14 protein-coding genes are annotated in these 19,573 nt (G+C 52.9%); 9 read left to right on the top strand and 5 right to left on the bottom strand.

Annotated elements, in window-relative coordinates:
• Positions 1 to 61 precede the first annotated feature (61 nt).
• The gene (locus H70357_RS31740) at positions 62 to 1,642 is read right to left on the bottom strand and encodes an aminotransferase-like domain-containing protein (protein ID WP_081966022.1); all 1,581 of its coding nucleotides are present in this window, start codon (positions 1,640 to 1,642) and stop codon (positions 62 to 64) included.
• Positions 1,643 to 1,870: 228 nt separating this feature from the next.
• On the opposite strand from H70357_RS31740, the gene H70357_RS31735 reads away from it, so the two are divergent.
• A complete protein-coding gene (locus H70357_RS31735; protein ID WP_038597477.1) occupies positions 1,871 to 2,482 on the top strand; it encodes a LysE/ArgO family amino acid transporter in 612 nt (203 codons plus the stop codon).
• Positions 2,483 to 2,571: 89 nt separating this feature from the next.
• Here the strand turns inward: H70357_RS31735 and moaA are convergent, their stop codons facing one another.
• Positions 2,572 to 3,573, bottom strand: a complete 1,002-nt coding sequence (moaA, locus tag H70357_RS31730) for a GTP 3',8-cyclase MoaA (RefSeq protein WP_038597474.1) — start codon at positions 3,571 to 3,573, stop codon at positions 2,572 to 2,574.
• Between the two features lie 386 nt (positions 3,574 to 3,959).
• On the opposite strand from moaA, the gene H70357_RS31725 reads away from it, so the two are divergent.
• Entirely contained in the window at positions 3,960 to 4,637 is a 678-nt protein-coding gene (locus tag H70357_RS31725; RefSeq protein WP_038597471.1) for a TorD/DmsD family molecular chaperone, read from the top strand.
• A gap of 133 nt (positions 4,638 to 4,770) precedes the next feature.
• Here H70357_RS31725 and H70357_RS31720 read toward each other — a convergent pair whose 3' ends face one another.
• Together H70357_RS31720 and H70357_RS31715 are read right to left on the bottom strand one after the other, a co-directional pair.
• Complete coding sequence (locus tag H70357_RS31720) at positions 4,771 to 7,971, bottom strand: efflux RND transporter permease subunit (protein WP_038597468.1); 3,201 nt, start codon at positions 7,969 to 7,971, stop codon at positions 4,771 to 4,773.
• Between the two features lie 114 nt (positions 7,972 to 8,085).
• Positions 8,086 to 9,000 (bottom strand): TetR/AcrR family transcriptional regulator, encoded by a 915-nt coding sequence (locus H70357_RS31715; RefSeq protein WP_052092356.1) that lies wholly within the window; start codon positions 8,998 to 9,000, stop codon positions 8,086 to 8,088.
• 227 nt (positions 9,001 to 9,227) lie between these two features.
• On the opposite strand from H70357_RS31715, the gene cls reads away from it, so the two are divergent.
• Complete coding sequence (gene cls / locus H70357_RS31710) at positions 9,228 to 10,736, top strand: cardiolipin synthase (protein ID WP_038597465.1); 1,509 nt, start codon at positions 9,228 to 9,230, stop codon at positions 10,734 to 10,736.
• Positions 10,737 to 10,845: 109 nt separating this feature from the next.
• On the opposite strand, the gene H70357_RS31705 is transcribed toward cls, so the two are convergent.
• Positions 10,846 to 12,324 carry a phospholipase D family protein gene (locus H70357_RS31705; protein ID WP_038601005.1) on the bottom strand — a complete coding sequence of 493 codons (1,479 nt, stop codon included), beginning with the start codon at positions 12,322 to 12,324 and terminating at the stop codon, positions 10,846 to 10,848.
• A gap of 312 nt (positions 12,325 to 12,636) precedes the next feature.
• Between H70357_RS31705 and fni the strand changes: the two genes are divergently transcribed.
• From fni to H70357_RS31675, 6 genes are all read left to right on the top strand, one after another.
• A complete protein-coding gene (fni, locus tag H70357_RS31700) occupies positions 12,637 to 13,767 on the top strand; it encodes a type 2 isopentenyl-diphosphate Delta-isomerase (protein ID WP_052092745.1) in 1,131 nt (376 codons plus the stop codon).
• 40 nt (positions 13,768 to 13,807) lie between these two features.
• Positions 13,808 to 14,278 carry a GNAT family N-acetyltransferase gene (locus tag H70357_RS31695; protein ID WP_038597459.1) on the top strand — a complete coding sequence of 157 codons (471 nt, stop codon included), beginning with the start codon at positions 13,808 to 13,810 and terminating at the stop codon, positions 14,276 to 14,278.
• Positions 14,279 to 14,427: 149 nt separating this feature from the next.
• Positions 14,428 to 15,768, top strand: coding sequence for a S41 family peptidase (locus H70357_RS31690; protein WP_052092355.1), 1,341 nt, complete (start codon positions 14,428 to 14,430; stop codon positions 15,766 to 15,768).
• Between the two features lie 145 nt (positions 15,769 to 15,913).
• Positions 15,914 to 17,014 carry a redox-regulated ATPase YchF gene (gene ychF / locus H70357_RS31685; RefSeq protein WP_038597457.1) on the top strand — a complete coding sequence of 367 codons (1,101 nt, stop codon included), beginning with the start codon at positions 15,914 to 15,916 and terminating at the stop codon, positions 17,012 to 17,014.
• A gap of 353 nt (positions 17,015 to 17,367) precedes the next feature.
• Positions 17,368 to 18,435, top strand: a complete 1,068-nt coding sequence (gene prfA, locus H70357_RS31680) for a peptide chain release factor 1 (protein ID WP_038597454.1) — start codon at positions 17,368 to 17,370, stop codon at positions 18,433 to 18,435.
• Positions 18,436 to 18,460: 25 nt separating this feature from the next.
• Positions 18,461 to 19,480, top strand: a complete 1,020-nt coding sequence (locus H70357_RS31675; protein WP_038600999.1) for a N5-glutamine methyltransferase family protein — start codon at positions 18,461 to 18,463, stop codon at positions 19,478 to 19,480.
• The last annotated feature ends 93 nt before the right edge of the window (positions 19,481 to 19,573 follow it).

The following is a 19,573-nucleotide window of genomic DNA, read 5'->3' as shown; positions in this document are numbered from 1 at the left end:
GTGGATTCTCCCTTCGGTAGGTACAGCTTAACACGGTAGATGACAAATGACAAATATTAATTTATGTCATTTGATTAATTATGATATTTGCCAAGGCTGCTATTCCGTGCTCCATCTCATCCTCAGAGGCATAGGCGAAGGACAGGCGGAGATGTCTGCTGTCGCTGCGGTCATACAGATCCCCTGTATTCAGGAGTACTCCAGCCTGTAGTGCAGCCTTGAAGAGCCGGCGCAGCGAAAGAGTTCCATTCAGGGAGAGCCAGATGTAGAAACCTCCGGCCGGAATGCTCCAGGAAGCCAGCCCCGCAAAATGGATATCAAGCAGCTGCAGCATGAAATCGCGCCGCCGCCGCAGTTTTCCGCGTAACAGGATGAGATGCTGCTCATGATAACCGCCTTCCAGCCAGCGCGCGGCGGCGAGCTGCGACAGGGAGCTTGCGCCGTAATCGGTCTGCATCTTGATATCGGCCAGCCGGCGGACTACCGGCTCCGGGCCGACAATCCAGCCGATGCGCAGGCCGGGGCTTGCCGCCTTCGACAGCGTGCCCAGGTGGAGCACTCTTCCCTCGCGGTCCCGGGCTTTCAGGGGGTTGGGCGGGCGATCATCCAGCCATAGATCCTGATAAGCCCCATCCTCGAGAATGGGCAGTCCAAGTCCGCCTGCAATGTCCATTAAGGCGTTCCGCCGTCCCGCATCCATTACAATTCCGGTGGGATTATGGAAGCTAGGGATGGTGTAGAGCATGGCCGCCTTGCTACGGATGGCTGCGGCTGCCAGCTGATCCGGTAAGAGGCCATCTTTGTCCATCGGCAGGCCGCTGAATTTCACCCCCGCCGACTGGAAGGCGTGGATGGAATACAGGTAGGAGGGCTTCTCCAGCAGCACCGTCGAGCCCCGCGGAAGCAGGCCCAGCGCAATGAGCTGCAGACCCTGCAGCGCGCCCGAGGTAATGAGGATGGAAGACGGATCGGCCGCTATTCCGTTCTTCGACAGCTCCTGGCTGACCGCTCTGCGAAGACTAAGGCTGCCAAGCGGCTCTTCGTAAGAGAGCGGCGGAAGCGGGTTCTGTGCCAGCTCGAGCAGCACCTGGCGCATCGACTCGCCGGGCAGCAGCCCGGGCGCAGGCTCACCGGTGCCGAGACGGATCAGCCCCGCTTCATATTCAAGCCTGTTGATGGCTTGTACCGCAGGCAGGTTAGGGTAGTGGATGCCTTCCTCCACGTAGTCATTCCAGTTGCCGCCAAACTGGCCCGCAGCTCCAGTGGAGCGGGCCGCTGCATCCGGCCCGGAGGCTCCAGCCCTGCTTGAAGCGGTAACCCGGGTTCCTCCGCCCCGACTGCCTTCGATCAAGCCGAGTGCAGCGAGCTGCCCGAGCGCGGTGACAACCGTGCTGCGGTTGACGCCAAGCTGACGGCATAGCTCGCGCTGCGGGATAAGCCGCATGCCGGGAGGCCAGGCGCCGCTGGAGATTTTGCCGATGAAATAGGCTGAGATTTGTCTGTGCAGGGGCAGCGGTGAAGAGGGATCCGGCTTCCAATGGCCGCTTAAACTTGCAGAATCATCAAGGGAAGCGGATTGGACAGGGGGAACTGCCGAGGGTGAGGCTGTAAGTGGATGGTCTGATCGGCGTTGGCGCGTCAAAGGACTAGCTCCTTTTTATAGGGTGTAAATGCTGATGGAATAAGAGATTTGTTACTTGGAGTATACCACGCTTCGTCCGGGCTTCTTAATTTGGTTGGGTAGTATCCTCTGGACTTGGAGGGTTACCTGAACCGTTAGGGGGAGTAGGATCAATAGTGCAGCGAAGGACGTGTATGCTGCTGCCATACGTTGATTTGAAATAGACAGCAGGCTGGAAGGAGCCGGATGATGACGGAAGCAATAGTGCATGGAATAATATTGGCATTTGGGCTTATTTTACCGCTGGGGGTACAAAATATATTCGTCTTTAACCAAGGGGCGCTGCATCCGCAGTTTCGCGGTGCCCTGCCCGTTATTCTGACGGCTGCCCTGTGCGATAGTCTGCTTATTGCTGCTGCTGTCGGCGGGGTGTCGCTGGTTCTGCTCTCACTGGATTGGCTGACGCCGGTCGTCTTGGGGGCGGGCACCTTATTTCTTTGTTTTATGGGCTGGAAAATATGGGCCGCCGCTCCGGCAAAAGGAGAAGCAAAACGGCTATCGCTGAAAGGGCAGGTGGGTTATGCTTTGTCGGTATCCCTGCTGAATCCGCATGCTCTGATGGACACGGTTGGTGTTATCGGCACCAATGCACTGCAATATGCCGGGAGTGAACGCTGGGTGTTCGCGGCAGCTGCCGCAGGGGTATCCTGGGTATGGTTCATCGGACTAGCGGCAGCAGGGAGAATGCTCGGGAAAGCCGACTCCTCCGGCAAGGCGGTCAGGCTGATGAACAAGGCTTCGGCGGTGCTGATCTGGGGAATTGCCCTCTATATGGGCTTTCAATTGTGGGTAAGCTTTTAGCTCCAAATCTGCTGCTGTAAGTTGTTTTCCTGAAAAAACGGATACCCTGCTGCCTGCAGGGTATCCGTTTTGACTTGCAATCATAAAGGCTAGCCGCCGATTTGCGACATGCGGCGAACCGTCGGAGTATGGCTCTGCGCCTTTTTCTCCAGCGCCAGCGCCATCTCATGGTTATGCGGCTTGTTGCCGAGCGCCTGGCGGAACAGGGCTTGCACCGCCGCCGGATCAGCGGTCAGGGGCCGTACGTTATACTCATCCGCCCAATACAGGCAGGCTTTGATATGACCGTCCGCAGTGAGCCGCAGCCGGTTGCAGTTATCGCAGAAATGCTCGCTGACCGGGTGGATCAGCCCGAAGGTTCCCTGCGCTCCGACCACCCGCCGGTTCTGCGAAGGGCCGTTGCCCGAGGGCAACTCCGCTTCCTCGGTTGCCCAGCCTGCTTCGGTACAGGCTTCTACGACCGTCTCCAGCGGCAAATAAGTCTGGCGCCAGGAATCGCTTGCGCTGCCGATCGGCATATATTCGATGAACCGCACATTCAGCGGGCTGTGCAGGGTCAGCGAGATGAAATCCTTAATTTCATCATCATTGATGCCTTTCATCAGCACAACATTCAGCTTGATCGGGGAGAGCCCCGCTGCTTCAGCGGCTTCTATTCCCTTCAGCACCTTGGCGACATCTCCGCCGCGGGTAATCATCGCGAAGCGCTCCTGTTTGAGCGAATCGAGGCTGATATTCACCCGCGACAAGCCTGCCTGTTTTAGCAGGGCAGCTTTAGCCGGAAGCATGAGACCATTCGTGGTTAATGATATATCTTTAATACCCGGTATGGCGGAAATCATGGAGACAAGCTTCTCCAGATCCTTGCGGACCAGCGGTTCTCCCCCGGTCAGCCGGACTTTACTCAGACCCAGGGGCGCCAGCGCCTCCACCACAGCGGTAATTTCTTCATAGCTCATAATCTCGTCCTGCGGTTGGAATTGCATTCCTTCCGCCGGCATACAATAAATGCAGCGCAGGTTGCAGCGGTCTGTAACCGAAATGCGGATATAGTCATGTAAACGTCCAAAAGGGTCCGTCAGCGGTTCCATAGCGTTGCTCCCTTCATTGGTGTATCTTATTTAAATTTTAAAGATTGCTTTCGCTGCCGTCAATGGTGCTATACGTTGTTAGCTCTCTCTCCGTACGCTCTGCGGGGGAGTAACTGCTGTACGGCAGGCAAAAAGGACAACCTAAATAATAGGGGACAAAAGAGGAACGGCAAAGTCTAAATTTGACAATAGTACGACAATTACGGGGAATGGTCATAAAATGCTCACTGAAAGCGCTTTACAATTTCGATATAATTTAGGTGTGAAAGATTCATCTCTATTCTATGTTCACTTTTGCGCAGCTCACAGCTATGATACCGGGGCATGCACGTGGTAATAACAACGGGTGCAGCATCCGGTCAAACCAAGTAGGGAGGATTTGCAAAATGACGATAACAACAGTTCCATCACTTGTCGTGCCGGAGGCATTTAGCCGCTGGCTGGAGAGCCGGGGATTAATATATCAGATTTTAGTTGATTTTTACGGGAGAAAACCAACGCTTTCGCTGGTTGCCCAGTGGAGCCGCAACCGCCAAATGAGCGTAGCGGCGGAAATGACGGAGGGCGGAAGAGAGCTGAAGCGTTATCTGTGTAGCCAGGAGCCTGCCCAGCTTCCGCTGATCTGCGAGAAGGAGAACCGCGAATACAAGCGGCTGATGAACGAACTGCCGCGTGAAGCTGCCCAGTTGGGCCGTGAGCAGGAATTCTGCAACGTGCTCTCCGATGTGTACGCTTCGGCGGGGATAGTGTTCAAGAAATGCGGCGGCGAAGCCGATGACCATATCGCTATTGAGCTGGAATTTATGGCCGTGCTGCATGAACGGATGCTGTATAACAGCTTCTCGGTGAGAAGTGCCATGGAATTGCTGGAAATCCAGGAGAACTTCCTGGAAGAGCACTTACTGAGATGGACACCACAATTCTGCGAAAGACTGAATGCAGCTACAGACAGTCCTTTATATCTGGGACTCAGCCATATGCTGGAGGAATTTCTGCCGCAGGATCTGCAGATGCTGCGCGCCTGGAAGTCTTCGCTGGAGAGCAGCGCGGCAGCCATGGTTTAGCCTGGACCAAGTAACGGTAACCGGCCGCTATCTATAGACTATGTTTACTTTCATATTAAGCACAAACAAAAGGCGCCTTTCCAATTGTGGAAAGGCGCCTTATTTATGAACTTTTGGTTAGTGTTCTTAAGTTCTATTCAATAACCTTTTTGCTGCGGAATTTCATCAGGAATTCATAGACTACAGGTACAACGACCAGTGTCAGCAGGGTGGAGCTGATCAGACCGCCAATAACGGTCACACCAAGTCCTTTAGAGATAATGCCGGCACTGTTCTCAAGTCCTGTAACCAGCGGCAGCAGAGCGCCGATCGTGGCGAGTGCCGTCATTAGAATTGGACGCAAGCGGGTGCCTCCGGCTTCAAGCAGTGCCTGACGGGTAGACATTCCTTCTTTTTCCTTGTGAATAACCCGGTCAATCAGTACGATCGCATTCGTTACGACGATACCGATCAGCATCAGTGCCCCCATCAGTGAAGAGACGTTCAGGGTTTCTCCTGCCAGCAACAGAGCGACGAGTGCTCCGATCACAGTGAATGGCAGTGAGAACAGGATCGCGAACGGTGCCAGACCGCCGCCGAAAGTAACAACAAGCACAAAATATACAATGGCAATAGCGGCCGCCATCGCAAGTCCGAGCTGGCCGAAGGTTTCATTGATTTGTTCGGTAACGCCGCCGAAGGAGATGGTAACTCCGTCAGGCAGCTCCAGGGCTTCGATCTTTTCCTTCACGTCATTTGAAGCGCTGTTTACATCGGTAGCAATGATTTCAGCGGTCACATTAACGCTCATTTTACCGTCAATGCGGGTAATCGAGTCCGGCGATGTACCGTTCTCAATCTTCGCTACTTCGCCGATCGGCACTGTAAAGCCCAGCGGTGAGGTTAGCGTAGCCTCTTCCATTTCCTGAATACTGCTGTACGTATGAGTGTCGGCTTCAATATAGACATTATAGTTTTTGCCATCCACTTCCACCTCTGTCATTACAGGGCGGGCATTAACCGGACTCAGCTTCATGGCAATCTGTCCGGCAGTGAGGCCAAGCGAACTTAGCTTCGCTTGATCGGCAACCACGGTGTATTGTTCGTAACCTTCAGCAAGGCTGGTTTCCCCATCCTTGAAATTAGCGGTATCTGCATTCACGATGCCTGCTATCTCATCGGCTACCGGTTTCAACTGATCCAGGGTGTCGCCAAAAATATTCACGGTCAGCGTATTGCCGCCAAGGCCTCCGCCCATCATGCCGGACATATCGCCCCACACGCCTTCCGGCACCTCTTTGGTCAGCCCTTCAATCAGATTTTCCTTAACTGTGTCGAAATCTGGAGTATCACTGTCATAGGTAATATAGAAGAGACCTGAATTGCTGGAGCCCATTCCCATAAATCCACCGCCACCGATGGAATATTGCATGTTGTCGATATGCTCTTGGGCCAGAATGTACTTCTCAGCCTTCAGTCCTTGTTCCTGGACATCTTCAGCGGTTTGTCCGGCTTTAGGTGCATAGGTCATGATGACACTCTTATCTTCCTGTGAAGGCATGAAGCTTACCCCGATTGGTTTGATCAGGAACAAGCTGCCAACCAGCAACAGAACCGCAACCCCGAAAGTAACCAGCTTATGGGAAAGGCACCAGTTCAGAATCTTCTGATAACCCAGAGCCATTTTGCCCGGTTTCTCTTCATGGTTTTTCTTGCCTTTCTTCAGTCCGTTACGGAACAGCGTATGCGCCAGTGCCGGCACAAGTGTAATCGCCACAACCAGAGAAGCGAGCAGGGAGAATACCATGGTCAGTGCAAACGGCAGGAACAGTTCGCCCACCATGCCGCTGACAAAAGCAAGCGGAAGGAATACGGCGATCGTTACAATTGTAGAAGACATAATCGGCACGAACATTTCGCTTGTAGCCGCGCTTATCAGCTCCCGGCCGCGCAGCTTCTCACCCGACAACGTCATACGCCGGTATATATTCTCAATGACGACAATCGAGTCATCGACAACCCGCCCGATGGCGACGGTCATCGCGCCTAGCGTCATCATGTTGAGCGTGATATCCATTTGACGCAGGCATAGAACAGCGATAAGCAGCGACAAGGGAATAGAAATGATCGAGATGATAGTTGAACGGATATTCCGCAGGAACAGCAGAATGATCAGTACGGCGAACAAAGCGCCAAAGACTGCCTTGGACAGCATAGTGTTTACGGAATCCTCAATCGGCTTGCCTTGGTCGAGCAGAACCGTAAGATCCATAGATTTATACTGTTGCTTCAATTCTTTCGTTGTATCTTTAACGCTGTTTACAACTTCAACGGTGTTGGCGTCATTGGACTTAACAATTTGAATCCCGATAGATTCTTTGCCGTTGGTACGGGAGATGGATTCGGACTTGCCGATAACCTCAATGGAGGCAAGCTCACCCAGCTTCACCGTCGGCAGGCCTGTTGGTACTGCAGCACCTGCGCCCGCGCCTGTTCCAGCGGCACCAGTACCAGCAGTACCAGTACTGGCTGCACCAGCACCACCGGCAACAGCACCACCGCCGGCACTAGCAGCACCACCAGCACCTGCTTGTGCGCCCGCAGCTGAAGGCACAAGCGGAATTGTCAAATTCTTAAGATCGTCTACTGTGGTAATATTGCCGTCTACAACAACGGCCTTTTGTGATTTCTCCATTTCGAATAGTCCCAGCGGAACACGCAGAGAGGAGGCTTGAACGAGGCCTTTAATGGTATCCTCTGTCAGCCCGTATTGCTTCAGTTTGTCCTGGTTGAATTTCAGGGAGACTTCCTTGACGTATTGTCCGGAAATCTGCACGGAAGCAACACCTTCGATATCCTCCAGGGCAGGACGGATATCATTCTCCGCGATGCGGGTCAGCTCTTCCAGATCCCCGGATTTGTCATCGGACAGACTGAGCGAGATAACCGGCAGTGAGCTAAGGCTGAAGCGGGAAATGGTCGGCTTCTGGGCATCATCCGGCAGAGCGACATCGTTCAGGGCTTCACGAACGGCAGCTGTGGCATTATCCAGATTCGCACCGTAATCAAACTCGATTTGGATGTTGGAAGCATTCTCGAGCGAGGTGGAAGTGATCATCTTGACGCCATCCACATTGCGGAGTTTCTGCTCCAGCGGCTTGCTGACATCATTCACAACACCCTCCGGTGCCGCACCTGGATAAATCGTTGTTACACTGAGATAAGGAATACTGATATTAGGCAGGGTTTCCTGCTTCATGGTCAGGCCGCTGTACAAACCGGCGAATACGATAATAATGGTTAGCAGCCATATCGCGAATTTGTTCTTAAGCGAGAAATTAATTAAGCTTTTCATAAGTAGTGTTTCTGCTCCTCTCGGACTTTCCTATGGAAAGCCTCTATTTATAATTTACTGGTACTGCCTATCCGGACTTCCTCTCTCTGTTTCCACTTCCTTTGGTCTTATGGGCTAATATAAACCGCATGTGTTCTGCATGTAAGGAGAAATCAGCTTATTCAAATCCTGCAGTTCCTTGTCCAGTGCAGGGTAGCTCTGCAGGTTGGCCAGCATTCCCCGGACAATTGCCTTACGTGGATGTGGCATGAGAATCTCACTTTCCAGAATCCCCAGAGATTCAAGCCCTTCTTCCAGACTTTGCGTATCTACGGCGGGAGTAGCGCTTAGCAAGACCTTCATTTCTTTAATCAGCTGCAGCGGACTTTTGCGCGGGGTGTCCCCATGTTCCTCGAGCCACTGTGTGAGGTAGGCAGAGGAGATCAGTGGATCAGGCTTATCAGCGAGCAGGCCCGAGACGACGATGTCCAGCAGATCCACTAGATGGTCGGCCATACGTGCGATTGATACAGGTGACCCTTGATTGAAAATAACCCGGATATAGGAGTGGATCATCCCGCTCCCAAGCAGGCTTAGGTCTCCTGTGTAAGCCAGAATATCGGGCCCGTACAGGGTTTCCAGTTTATTCTGGAACCAGGTCAGCAGGGGAGCGTTGCTCTTTCGCAGCCATTCCGGCACTTCCATTACGTCTTTTCCGGCAAATTCCTGAATTTGACGCTGCAAAAACTCGCGAAGCTCGTATACATGATTAAGCAGGATCTCGACCTGGTTGCGCAGCTTCTCCCGTGGGCTTCTCCGGCTCTCCAATTCCTCGCGCTGCAGGGGATCACGAATCATGCGGAAGCAATATATGTAAATGCTGCGTTCCAGCTCTTCCTTGGACTTGAACACCAGGTACAGGCTGCCCTTGGAGATTCCGCATAGTTCAGCAATTTCCTGCATGGAGGTGGAGGATGAGCCTTTTACAGCGAATAGCTGCATGGCTGTTTTGATAATCTGTTCTTTTTTGTTTGCGTTTTTGTCATTCACAAAGAGGTATAACTCCTTTCCTGACTATTGGGTTCTGTAAATGACTCTAAGGTCAAGCCGATTATATTATATATTTTGCGGCAATACAAATTTCTGTATGGAGAGTCTAGCTTATTATTGTAATTTGTGTTTTGCAGACGATTCCAGTAGGAAGAAAGAGATTATTCATGTAATATATAAATGTGTCATTTTAGTGATGTACGGAAGAAAGAGAAGGTAGGTTGCATATGAGAAGAGGATTGCAGGCGATAATCATTATCGGGGCTTTGCTGGCATTTTATTATTTTGGTTTTGGTTTACTTGGAAGTACCGCCGGTACGATCATCAGTATTTTCTCCACGTTGACCGTCATCTCGATCGGGCTAGGGATTTTTATGGAGAATCGCAACCCCTCCACAACGATGGCCTGGATTCTGCTGCTTGCGCTGATTCCGGTAGTGGGACTCGTCTTTTATTTCCTGTTCGGACAAAATGTGTTCAAACGGCGTAAATATGATAAGAAGGCCCAGCGGGACCTCATGGCTTATGAACGGATTGAAAATGATGCCCTGCGCATGCACCAGGACTGGTCGGTCTTTGATCCTGCCCACCAGAAGCTGCTGGGATTATCACAAAGGCTCGCTCGGACGCCGGTTTCTTTTAATTCAGAAACGCGGATTCTTACCAATGGGGAAGAAACCTTCGGCACCCTGCTGCTGGAGCTGCGGCAGGCTCAGCATCATATTCATATGGAATATTATATTTTTCGGGCCGACCATATCGGCACCCGTATTCAGCAGATTCTGATTGAGAAGGCCCGTGCGGGGGTTACGGTCAGATTTATGTACGACGCCGTAGGAAGTATTCAGCTTTCCAAAGCGTTTCTTAAGGAATTAAGCGATGCAGGAGTACAGGTTGCCTCATACGGCAATTCCACCTCTTTTTTCTCCAGCAGGGTTAATTACCGGAATCACCGCAAAATTGTTGTCATAGACGGCGATGTCGGATTTATGGGCGGGCTTAATGTTGGTGATGAATACTTAAGCCGCAGCAAGACGTACGGCTTCTGGCGCGATACCCACATGCTGCTTAGAGGTGAGGCAGTACGTACGATGCAGATTATCTTCCTGCAGGACTGGATGCATACAACGGGTGAGAAAATACTGGAGCAGGACTATCTCTCGCCACAGCTGCGGTTCACAGCCGGGGATGGAGCTGTGCAGATTATTGCCAGCGGACCGGATAACGAACGGCGTGCGCTGAAGAATATCTTTTTCTCCATGATTACCTCCGCCGAGAAATCGGTCTGGATTGCCAGCCCGTACTTTATTCCGGATGAGGATATCTTGACCGCACTGCGTGTAGCGGCAATGTCCGGACTTGATGTGCGGCTGCTGTTCCCCGCCAAACCGGATAAATGGCTGCCGTTTCTGGCGTCGCATTCCTACTTCCCGGCCTTGCTGGAATCGGGTGTGAAGATCTACGAATACGAGAAGGGCTTCATTCACTCCAAGCTGCTGATTACCGATGGCGAGATAGCCACAATTGGTACTGCAAACATGGACATGCGCAGCTTTCACTTGAACTTCGAGGTCAATGCGCTGCTGCTGCAGACAGAGAGCGTCTCCCGGATCGTTGCTGATTTTGAACGGGATCTGCTGTCTACCCGCCAGATTGTGCATGAGACCTTCATGAATAAACGTCTCCTTGAGCGGATGCTGGAATCTGCAGCCCGGCTGATGTCGCCGCTGCTCTGAGTACGGAATGATCACGGACAAGTAAAAAAACGCCGGAAGAAGCTGAGTGCAGCTTTCCGGCGTTTTTTTGAAAATATAAGAAACAGGAACTGCTTGATGTTTCTGTAGATCAGAATGTTGTCAGACCCAAGCGGGTCTGCATACGGTAAATAATATATTTGAGCCAGGTCACCTCGCTTTGGTAATCCTCCAAGGGCAGGCTGTATTCCGCCCCCTCGTTGTTCCAAAGTGTGTTGAAGTAGCTCTCCATCTCCGCATAGAGCGGCTGATCCTGCGGCACGGATACCCAGAGATTATTCTCCAGATTGTAGTCGTCCAGGTTGCGGGCCGTGAAGTTGGTGGAGCCGCCCAGGACGATTGAGTTGCCGGTCGCTTTGGCAATGAACAAGAGTTTGGTATGATACTGCTCCTTGCCCGTATTGTACCAGCGGATGGCAATGTTGCCATCCGAACGCCGGTTCAGTTCCCAGGCCACCGGACGGTTCGGGATGCCGATTTTATCACGGCCGAAGGCGTTTTGGTTCGGGTCCAGCAGGAGGCGCACCTCTGCGCCGCGTGCGGATGCTTCCTGCAGTGCATCAATAATGGTGTCGTCGGCAAGATAGAACATGCCCATCCAGAGGATGTCGCCCTTCTGGGCCGCACGGATTCCTTCAAGGGCGTATTTGTTTACCTTGCCCTCGGTTAAATATCGTACCTCCAGCGGACCGTCTGCTGCAGTTTCGCTCCCCGTGAGTATTGGGTCTTTGCCAAGCAGCGGACCTGCTCCGGACAGGTCTGCTGCGGCCTGCTCAGTCTTCAGGATATCAGCGATAACGGGACCGCTTACCTCCAGCGCGATATTGGAATGATAAGCACTGGCATCATGGACATTGCCGGAGGATACCAAAGCTGTATTCTCGCTGACTACAACTTTGCGGTGATTGGCCTTTACATTCAGCAGCTTCATATATGAGCGGGCTGTGATATCAGGCCCTCCGCTGGCCATAAGATTAGGAATCCAGCCTGTACCGGTCTGCCCAAACCACTGGATAAAGGTCCGCCATACGGCTGAGTAGGCAGGAGTAGAGTCGCGCAGCGCGTCTACATCAGTCAGAATGACTTTGATTCCCGCGGCTCTCATCTCTTCCAGCAGAGGATTGGGGGCAGAGCCGTAATTAGTGTTGACCTCATCGGTGATAAAGACAACATCCATAGCGGGGTACGCTATTTTCTGCGCGATAAGCTTATCGGAAAGCTCCCGGCTGACCGCAGGAAACTGCTGATCCTTATGGGTATACCCATTGAACAGAAATAAGTCAACGACCAGAAACTCCCGCGACTCTTCGATAATTTGCAGCATCCTCGGCAGGATCTGCTCTTCCCGGTGCTGCGACCCGTTGTCGCCCTGGTAGGTCAAATCATGCCAAAAGTGCACATTTTGAACCTTGTACACCGGGCTTTCAGAAGAAAGGCCCGGAGGCAACGGTTTATGGGTCTGGTAAATCATTACACCGGCTAACCATAACACTAGCACAGCAGCAAGCAGCCATAAGCGGCGGCGTGGGAAGAGGCGTTTTTTTGCAGCAAAGGATGAGTCCAGTTCCATATTACAAGTAGATTGAAGGGTTCCGGGCATAATGGGATGTTTGCGTCGATTCATGGGTTAATCCTCCTGAGTGTGCCGCAGTGTCAAGCCAGTTCTTGTAGCCTGCGTTGGCATTGTAACAACCTATTAACGCCCGTGGGGGAGAAGTGAAGCAGCAGCTGCGAAATCGACCAATCTATAGTTTGGCTGAACCTCTGATACCTTATGCCATTGTCCTGACGTGATACAAGGGGGCCCCCTTTCTGTAAATTGCTCTGCGGCGATGCTATAATGAAGCATGCTATGGAAATGGAGGGAGTCAGGATGAATCATATGCCGCAGGATGAAGGGCACCGGCAAGTAAAGGAATGTTTCAGCCCGGAGCCTGGCGGAGATCCGCAGACTGCAGACAGTGCAGGGCATACATCTCTGCTGCCTTCATCCACAACGGGTGAGCGCAAAATTGAGCATGTACGCCTCTGCCTGAACGAGGAGGTCGGCGGCACCGGGATAACGAGCGGGTTCGAGCATTACCGGTTCCGGCATAATGCGCTTCCGGAGCTGAACTTTGACGATATCGCGCTGCGTACGACCTTCTTGGGGAGGGAGCTGCGCACACCGCTGCTGATCAGCTCCATGACCGGCGGGAGCAAGGCTACCGGGGCAATCAATGCCCGGCTGGCGGAAGCAGCCGAGCGCCGGGGCTGGGCGCTTGGTGTAGGTTCGGTGCGTGCGGCTGTGGAACGCTCCGAGCTGGCCGAGACCTTTCATGTGCGCAGCATGGCCCCGGGAATTCCGGTCATTGCCAATATTGGCGCTGTGCAGCTAAGCTATGGCTTTGGCGTGGAAGAATGCCGCCGGGCGGTGGAGATTGCCGGCGCCGACTGGCTGGTGCTGCACCTGAACGGGCTGCAGGAGGTGTTTCAGCCGGAAGGCAACACGGGTTTTGCTGCACTGCTTCAAGAGATCGAGAAGGTATGCCGGACGCTTGAGGTGCCGGTAGGCGTGAAAGAAGTCGGCTGGGGCATCGACGGCGAGACAGCGGTCAGGCTGTACAATGCCGGAGCGGCTTTTATCGATGTGGCCGGTGCAGGCGGCACCTCCTGGAGCCAGGTCGAGAAGTTCCGCAGCAGCGATCCGGTGCGGCGCGCGGCGGCGGAGGCCTTTGCCGACTGGGGAATTCCTACCGCCGAATGCATTGCCGAGGTGCGGGCGGCTTCACCGCAGGGCGCGCTTATCGGCAGCGGCGGGCTGAGGCATGGAGTAGATGCGGCGAAGGCGCTGGCGCTTGGCGCTGATCTGGCCGGCTTCGGCCGGAATCTGCTGGGCCCGGCAGTACAGTCTGAGGAAGCGCTGGACCATGCGCTGGCACAGGTGGAGCTGGAGCTAAGGACGGCGATGTTCGGTATTGGCGCGCCGGATCTTGCAGCTCTGCGCAGCAACCCGCGCCTGATACGCAAGTAGGGGCGAGCGAAGATTATGGAGTAAGGAAGGATTACAAATCATGATTAAATTAGTCCAAATGGACGAAATTGCTTTTCAATTTTTCTGGAGTCAATCGACCCGTGATTATGCGGAGGATAAGATCAAAGCGGGGGCATGGGATGCCGAGACTGCGCTCAGGCAGTCTCAGGAAGAGATGGTGCGTTTCCTGCCCAAAGGACTTCACACCGACGGGGCCTACCTGTATTCTGTTATGGAAACAGAAAGTAATACTCAGGCCGGTTATATCTGGTTTAATGTAACGGAAGCACGCACGGGACGGGAAGCTTTCATCTATGATATTTATATTTTTGAGCCGTATCAGGGCAAAGGTTATGGCAAACAGGCCCTGCTTGCGCTTGATGAGTCCGCCCGGGAGTTGGGTGTTTCCAAAATCGGCCTGCATGTCTTCGGACAGAACAACCGCGCTTTCGAGTTGTACAAAAAGATGGGCTACCTCGTTACGGACATCACCATGTCCAAAACGCTTTAAGAAGCCCGGCTCATCGCAGCACACAGAGACCTCGTAAAGGGGTCTTTTTGGCGTTCTCCAGAACGCTTTGGATTAGAAAAATGTGACTTATCTGATTTAATTCGGATGAAAAGGAAAATATGATTGTCTTTATTAAGGAGAGATAAATTATGCAAAAGACAATTCATTCTAACAGAGCAACGGTATGTTCAAGCCTTATTCTCTTATTGGCCTTGACCGGCTGTAATGGCGGGAATTCGGGCAATCCGGATGGTGCTGCCGCGTATCCTGATTCAGGATCCGGTTCCGGGACCGCTGCGGCAGAGGTTGCGGCTACACCTTCTGCAGTTCCGGCAACCGCACTTTCGGCCGAATCCACCTTGACCAGGGAGCAGAAGCATGAGGATTTTGAATACATGTACAAGATTCTGCAGGAAAACTATCCGTTTTTTGAAGTGAACAAGCGGGCAAATGGTGTAGATTGGCTGGCGGACAAAGATAAGTATTTGGAGAAAGTTGAAGAAACTCCGACGGACCTTCAGTTCTATGGGGCATTAAATGAAATCCTCGCGGATTTGCACAATGGACATACCTATATGCTGGAAAGAGAAATGTACCAGTATTACCGGCAGATCTTTGATGGCAATCCTGTCTATAAACCATGGAGCGATATCTTGGAGCAGAAACAGGTAAAGGATCGTTACGGAGCTGTCGAAGCTGCGGCCACACCTGGGGAGAGCAGCCGTGGAAGTCAGGCTGAACTCACACAATCCTTAAACCTTTTCCACCGAATCCTTGAACCCGGGAAATCGGCTTATTTGCAGGTGGAAAGTTTCGGGACGGAATACACAGAACAGGATGGGCCGGCCATTGCGGATTTTTTAAGCGAGATCAAGGACTATCCAACGCTTATCCTCGACATACGGGGCAACGGTGGTGGAGATCAGTGGTACTGGATGAGCAATATTGTAGCAAAGCTTACGGATAAAAAACTCCCGTATAAAGAATATTTGCTCTTCAGAGGCGGGGATTACGAGCAGCCGTTTCTGGCAAGCAGAGGGTTTGGGGAGGTGCCCGTTAAGGGACTGGAGCAGGAAAAGCTGCCGAAGCTTCCACCTGAAGCTATGACGGATTTCAAATCTTATTTTGTGAATACCTATGATATTACTCCCGACCCGGTAGGGTTTAAAGGCGAGATCTATTTGCTCGTTGACAGGAATGTTTACTCCTCATCGGAGAGCTTTGCGACCTTTGCCAAAAGCACGGGGTTTGCTACCCTGGTGGGCGAGAAAACGGGCGGGGACGGGATCGGGGCCACACCGCTTATCGCCGCTCTGCCCAATAGCGGATTTGTGCTCAACTTTCCGGTGGTGCTCGGTCTGACTGCAGATGGATCACCAAATGATGAATTCAAGACCTTGCCTGATGCTGTTGTGAATGCCGGAAAAAACAGAGAATGGCACAAAGACGAAGCGATCCAGAAGGCACTGGAGCTGGCTGCTTCCAAGTAAAAAGCCTGCCGCCTCCGCCCTTTATCTGACACATCCCCCGGACATCCGCTGTTGCTGGAGATTTTGTTCTAATATATAATGGTTTAGATCAAGTCAGTAATTATGCGGGCGATCAATACAACCGAAAATAGGAGTTGTCATATAAATGGCTTTGAAAGCTGGAATTGTTGGACTTCCAAACGTTGGTAAATCCACTTTATTTAATGCAATTACGCAAGCGGGAGCAGAATCCGCTAACTATCCTTTCTGTACAATTGACCCTAACGTCGGTGTTGTAGAAGTGCCGGATGAACGTCTGGATAAGCTGACCGAGCTGGTGCAGCCGAACAAGACAGTTCCGACTGCTTTTGAATTTGTGGATATTGCCGGACTTGTGCGCGGTGCGAGTAAAGGCGAAGGTCTTGGCAACAAGTTTCTGGCCCACATCCGTGAAGTGGATGCCATTGTTCATGTCGTACGCTGCTTTGTGGATGAGAATGTAACGCATGTAGACGGCAAAGTGAACCCGATCAGCGATATCCAGACGATTAACCTGGAACTGATTCTGGCAGATCTGGAAAGCCTTGAGAAACGGATTGAGCGGTCCCGCAAAAATATCAAGGGCGGCGACAAGAAGTATGCCCAGGAAGTTGAACTGCTGGAACGAATCAAGGAAGCCTTGTACGAAGATAAACCAGCACGCAGTGTAGAATTATCCGATGATGAGCTCCTGATCGTGCGCGATCTGCATCTGTTGACCTTGAAGCCGGTGCTGTATGCGGCGAATGTGGGCGAAGATGAAGTGTCCAGTGCCGACAATAACCCGTATGTCCAACAGGTCCGTGAGTTTGCCGCTGCCGAGAATGCAGAGGTTGTGCCTATCAGCGCCAAAGTGGAAGCGGAAATTGCCGAGCTGGAAGGTGAAGACAAGGCGATGTTCCTTGAAGAGCTGGGCCTGCAGGAATCCGGCCTGAACCGCCTGATCAAAGCAGCCTACAAGCTGCTGGGATTGTATACGTATTTCACAGCCGGCGTGCAAGAGGTTCGTGCCTGGACCATCCGCCGCGGAACAAAAGCACCTGGCGCAGCCGGTGTCATTCATACCGACTTCGAGCGCGGTTTCATCCGGGCGGAAGTTGTAGCGTATGCTGATCTGGTAGCCGCAGGTTCGATGAACGGTGCCAAGGAACGCGGACAGCTGCGTCTGGAAGGTAAGGAATATCTGGTACAGGACGGCGATGTCATGCATTTCCGTTTCAACGTATAAAACGTATAAACAGTCTTTGCTTTGCGTTTAAACGTCAAGAAGGGGAGCCATTTCGGGGTGAATGTTCACCTTCGGATGGCTCCTTTTTATAAAAAATAGAAGTGTTTATATGCTTCAAGCTATAAATTATCCTTCTATTTCTCGCTGGAACGGGAGAATAACCTCACCGCAGGTTCTGCATAATAAGGTGCGGAAGCTCCGTGTTAAAAAATCCCTCAAATCTATACGGGGGCACTGTAGCCAATTGGCATAATCGGTGGTATAATATAAAGTCGTATATCTATTTTTATTGTATCTAATAATGCAAACATTATTTATTGAATATGAAATTGAATCAGGAGAGGTGAATTCCCTTGTTGGACCGATTGCAATCCCTGGCGGACCGCTATGAGAAACTCAGTGAACTGCTTTGTGACCCGGATGTTGCAAACGACAGTAAGAAACTGAGGGACTATTCCAAAGAACAATCTGATTTGCAGCCTGCTTTTGAGGCTTATACCGAATATAAGAATGTAATGGAAGAGCTGGAAGCGGCAAAGATGATGCAGGCTGAGAAGCTCGATGATGAAATGAAGGAAATGGTCAAGATGGAAATCGACGACCTGTCCTCACGCCAGACCGTGCTGGAGGAGAAGATCCGCCTTCTGCTGCTGCCTAAAGATCCTAATGATGAGAAGAACGTAATTGTGGAAATCCGCGGCGCTGCCGGCGGAGACGAAGCGGCTCTGTTTGCCTCCGATCTCTACCGCATGTATACCCGTTATGCAGACGCACAAGGCTGGCGCGTAGAGCTGATGGATGTGAATACAAATGACCTGGGCGGCTTCAAGGAGGTCATCTTCCTTATTAACGGCCGTGGTGCCTACAGCAAAATGAAATTCGAAAGCGGAGCACACCGTGTGCAGCGTATTCCTGCGACGGAATCAGGGGGACGTATCCATACGTCTACTTCTACCGTTGCAGTTATGCCTGAAGCTGAAGAATTTGAGATCGAGATTCATGATAAAGACATCCGTGTCGACACCTTCTGCTCCAGTGGTGCAGGCGGACAGTCCGTTAATACTACCAAGTCTGCCGTACGCGTAACCCATGTGCCTACAGGCATCGTGGCTACCTGTCAGGATGGTAAATCGCAGAACTCCAATAAGGAAAAAGCGCTGCAAGTGTTGCGTGCCCGGATCTCAGATCTGAAACGCCAGGAAGAGGAAGCTAAATATTCCGGCGAGCGGAAGAGCAAGGTCGGCACAGGTGACCGCAGTGAGCGTATCCGTACGTACAACTTCCCGCAGAGCCGGGTTACCGATCACCGGATCGGACTTACGCTGCACCGTCTGGAACAAGTAATGAACGGAGATATTACCGAGATTATCTCAGCACTGTCTATTGCGGAACAAGCGGAATTGATGGAAAAAGGAGAATAATGCTTTGAAACACGACTCTTATGTCATGCCTTACGTGCAAAGCATCCGGGAAGCCTTTGCGGAGGCTTCTTCTTTTTTGGCCGGACATGGATGTGTTGAGCCGCAGCGCAGTGCGCAGCTTCTGCTGGAGCATGTGCTGGGCCTGACCGGGGCGGCGTATTATATGGCGCTGGCTGATCCTTTTCCGGCAGCGGTGAAGGATGCCTGGGAAGCCGGAATTACCCGCCGCGCGGCGGGGGAACCGGTGCAGTATATTATTGGCGAGCAGGAATTTTACGGACGGGCCTTTGAGGTGACGCCCGATGTGCTGATCCCCCGGCCGGAGACAGAACTGCTCGTCGAAGCCATCCTGCGTTACGCTGCGGAGCTGTGGCCGGACGGGATGGTGAATGCAGGAGCGGGAGAAACGCAGGGAGCTGCGGACAGCTCCGTGCATACAGGCGGTGCAGCAGGAGCTGAAGCGGCTGCACCCAGCGCAGAGGCAGGCGGCAAAGAAGCCAGCCCCGGCAGCGGCGCAGGGGACGCTCGCGCCGCCCGTCCGCTGACCGCCGTCGATATCGGCGCCGGAAGCGGAGCGATCTCCGTCACGCTGGCGGCGGAAGCGCCGGCGTGGGTGGTCTGCGCCGGCGATATCTCGCCGGGCGCACTGGCGGTGGCCGCGCGCAACGCGGTGCGGCACGGCGCGGCGGTGGACCTGCGGCTCGGCGATCTGCTCGAGCCGTTTGCGGGGATGGAGACGGATATTCTCGTCTCCAACCCGCCGTATATTCCCGGCGGCGACATCGCCGGGCTGCAGCGCGAAGTGCGCGACCATGAGCCGCGCACCGCGCTGGATGGCGGCGATGACGGGCTTGACCCTTACCGCCGCATGATGGAGCAGCTGCCGCTGCTCCCGGCCCCGCCGCGGCTGGTCGGTTTTGAGCTCGGCCAAGGCCAGGCCGGGCAGGTGGCCGCGCTGCTTGAGGCGGCGGGCCACTGGAACGAGATCGTGACCGTTGACGATCTCGCCGGAATTCCGCGCCATGTGCTGGGCATCGCACGATAGGAAGCAGGAAAGTTAAGTGTTAGAAGATGGAATTTTATTTTTGCTGCCCCTTCCTTTACAATAGATTTTGACGGAACTTCCCTGCAGGCATGA

Source organism: Paenibacillus sp. FSL H7-0357, from assembly GCF_000758525.1.
Lineage (GTDB): Bacteria > Bacillota > Bacilli > Paenibacillales > Paenibacillaceae > Paenibacillus_AQ.
This window is presented reverse-complemented; position numbering and strand designations above follow the sequence as displayed.